Origin of the sequence: Cellulomonas pasadenensis (genome assembly GCF_047229365.1) — a bacterium.
GTDB lineage: Bacteria > Actinomycetota > Actinomycetes > Actinomycetales > Cellulomonadaceae > Cellulomonas.
In genome coordinates this window covers 1-3,108 of record NZ_JBFTEP010000226.1, presented here as the reverse complement: position 1 = coordinate 3,108, position 3,108 = coordinate 1, and the positions used below count along the sequence as shown (strand labels likewise).

1 protein-coding gene and 2 pseudogenes are annotated in these 3,108 nt (G+C 76.1%); 1 reads left to right on the top strand and 2 read right to left on the bottom strand.

Annotation, left to right across the window (positions count from 1 at the left end; genetic code table 11):
• Window positions 1–225: pseudogene (locus AB6N23_RS17885) on the bottom strand (hypothetical protein); the annotation flags it as partial.
• Between the two features lie 30 nt (window positions 226–255).
• Complete coding sequence (locus tag AB6N23_RS17880) at window positions 256–1,575, bottom strand: bifunctional o-acetylhomoserine/o-acetylserine sulfhydrylase (protein WP_412867316.1); 1,320 nt, start codon at window positions 1,573–1,575, stop codon at window positions 256–258.
• A gap of 675 nt (window positions 1,576–2,250) precedes the next feature.
• Here AB6N23_RS17880 and AB6N23_RS17875 point away from each other — a divergent pair.
• Window positions 2,251–3,108 (top strand): annotated as a pseudogene (locus AB6N23_RS17875) (NlpC/P60 family protein); the annotation flags it as partial.

Below are 3,108 nucleotides of genomic sequence, written 5' to 3'. Positions count from 1 at the left end.
TGGGCTCGGATTTGTGTATAAGAGCCCGGGCCCGGGGGTGCCCGGCGCCGGGCGGCGCGAGCCGAGGGTCGCGCCGCGGCGGGTGCGTCGTCCGACGTCCGGGACGGCCGCGACGCCGGGGACGTCGACCGCGCCCCCGCCCGGCAGCGCGCCGCCGGGCACGACGGGTCCGGGGGACGCGTCGTGCGGGGCGGGCGTGCCGGGGCGAGGGCGGGGCGTCGTCATGCGGTGGGGCTCCTCGGGGTGGCGGACGGCTCAGGCGCCCTTGGCGGCGCGGAAGCCGGCGTCCAGGTCGGCCAGGATGTCGTCGACGTGCTCGATGCCGACGGCCAGGCGGACGAGCCCGGGCGTGACGCCGGACAGCTCCTGCTCCTGCGGGGTGAGCTGGCTGTGCGTCGTCGACGCCGGGTGGATCACGAGCGAGCGCACGTCGCCGATGTTGGCGACGTTGGAGTGCAGCTCGAGCGCCGACACGAACGCCTGACCGGCCGCCGACCCGCCCTCGAGCTCGAACGCGAGGACAGCACCGGCGCCCCGGGGAGCGTACTTCAGCTGGTTCGCGTGCCACGGGCTCGACTCCAGGCCCGCGTAGTGCACGCGCACGACGTCCTCGCGGGCCTCGAGCCACTCGGCGACCCGCTGCGCGTTGGCGACGTGCCGCTCGAGCCGCAGGGACAGCGTCTCGATGCCCTGCGCGATGAGGAACGCGTTGAACGGGCTGATCGCCGCGCCGAGATCGCGCAGCAGCTGCACCCGCGCCTTGAGCACGTACGACAGGTTCGCTCCGAACGCACCGCCGACGCCCAGGTCCCGCGCGAACACGAGCCCGTGGTACGACGGGTCCGGCTGGTTGAAGTTCGGGAACCGCTCCGGGTGCTGCGCGTAGTCGAACGTGCCGCCGTCGACGATCACGCCGCCGATGGCCGTGCCGTGCCCGCCGAGGTACTTGGTCGCGGAGTGCACCACGACGTCCGCGCCCCACTGCAGCGGGTTGATGAGGTACGGGGTCGCGACGGTGTTGTCGACGACGAGCGGCACGCCGACCTCGTGGGCGACGCCCGCGACCGCCTCGATGTCGAGGACGTCGGAGCGCGGGTTCGGGATCGTCTCGGCGAAGAACAGCTTGGTGTTCGGGCGGACGGCGTCGCGCCACGCCTGCGGGTCGTGCGGGTCGGCGACGAACGTCGTCTCGACGCCCAGCTTGGGCAGCGTGTAGTGCAGCAGGTTGTACGTGCCGCCGTAGAGGGACGGGCTCGCGACGACGTGGTCGCCGGCCTCGGCGACGTTGAGGATCGCCAGCGTCTCGGCCGCCTGGCCGGACGCGACGAGCAGCGCGCCGACGCCGCCCTCGAGGTCGGCGATGCGGTTCTCGACGACCTCCTGCGTGGGGTTGCCGATGCGCGTGTAGATCGGGCCCAGCTCGGCGAGCGCGAACCGGTCGGCGGCCTGCTTGGCCGAGTCGAAGACGAACGACGTCGTCTGGTAGATCGGCAGCGCGCGCGCACCGGTCGCGGCGTCGGGGGTCTGACCCGCGTGGATCTGACGGGTCTCGAAGCTCCAGCTCTCGTTGCTCATGTCGGGCTCCTGGGGACGGCGCCGGGGTCGGCGGTCGGGGCGGGGGACACCCGGGGAGCGCGCAGCCGTCGCCCGCCCCGCGGGGGGTTGGTGCGCACGGGGCGAGCCGAGGCTCGGCGGCGGTCGCTGCGGGGCGACCGGCCGCGGGTACGGCCGAGCGTGCGCTGGGTCAGCGACACATTCGGCGGGACATGCGTCCGAGAGTAGGCCGCTCGTCCCGCCCACCGGTACGCGCGTCTCGTCCACCGGGACGATCCCGCCCCGGCAGGCGAGGAGACCGCGCATAGCCCGCCGCCGCTCGACCGGCCCCCCGACCACCCGACCTCCCGACCCGTCGCCGGCATCCGACCTCGCGGCGCCCAGACGCCCGGCAGCACGCAGGTCGTCGCCCCCGGCCTTCGGGACCGGCCGGACACAGGTCCGTCGCCGGCGGCGGACCGGCTGTCGTGCAGCAGCGCTGCTGCCGATGCATGCGGAAGCGCCGGTTCGCCGTCCGGACGGTGGGACGGCGGCCGTACGGAGGCCGGATCCGCAGTGCCGAGCGGGGCGGTGAGACGGTTCACCCGGTCGGCCGAGCGGGTCTGTCCGGGTTCCTCCCGAACCACAGCGGTGTGACTTCTGGGACCTGTGTGACAGGTGTTCATTCCTGGGGAACGCGCAGGTAGCGTCGCCGACGTGCGTGACGAGCAGCAGCGGGCGACGACCCGTGCCGACGGTCCCGCGGGCCTCCCCGCGACCGCCCCCCGGACCTCCGGCGACCTCCCCGCGACGTCGCGCCGACCCACCGCGTGGGTGCGCCACCGCCGGGTGCTCGCCGTCGCCCCGGTCGGCCTGCTGACGCTCGGCCTGGTCGCCTCGCCCGCGAGCCTCGCCGGTGCCGCGCCCAGCCAGGACGACGTCCGGGACGCCCGCGCCGCCGTCGGGCAGGCGCAGCGCTCCGTCGCGCAGATGGAGGTGCGGCTCGCCGAGCTCGCCGCGTCGGCCGACGCCGCCGAGGTCGCCGTCCAGCGCGCCGGCGAGGACTACGCGCAGGCGCTGGCCGACGCGGACGCCGCCCGGTCCCGCGCCGCGGAGGCGGCTGCCCGGTCCGAGGAGGCCGGCACGCGCGCCGAGGAGGCGCGGCAGCGGCTCGTCGCGGTCGCGCGCCAGCTCGCCCGGTCCGGCGGGTCGGTGGAGGCGCTGGAGGCCGTGCTGTCGGCCGACGGCTTCCAGGACGTCGCGCGCCGCTCCACCGCGCTGAACCGTGCCACCGGCAAGGCCGACGAGGCGGTGCAGGAGTTCACGGCGGCGGTGCTCGTCGCCGAGACGATGCAGAAGCGGTCGACGCAGGCCGCCGCCGACGCCGAGACCGCCGCGGCCGCCGCCGAGGACGCGCTCGCCGCCGCCGAGGACGCGCAGTCCGCCGCGGACGCCTCCCTGACCGCCGGGCAGGCCGAGCGCGAGGGCCTCATCGCCGCCCTCGCCGCGGCCCGCCAGACGAGCGCCGAGGTCGAGCGCGCCCGCCAGGACGCCCTCGACGCCGAGCGCCGCGCC

Coding starts and splice junctions, on each gene's coding strand:
- AB6N23_RS17880 (WP_412867316.1), bottom strand. CDS start 1,575: ATGAGCAACGAGAGCTGGAGCTTCGAGACCCGTCAGATCCACGCGGGT.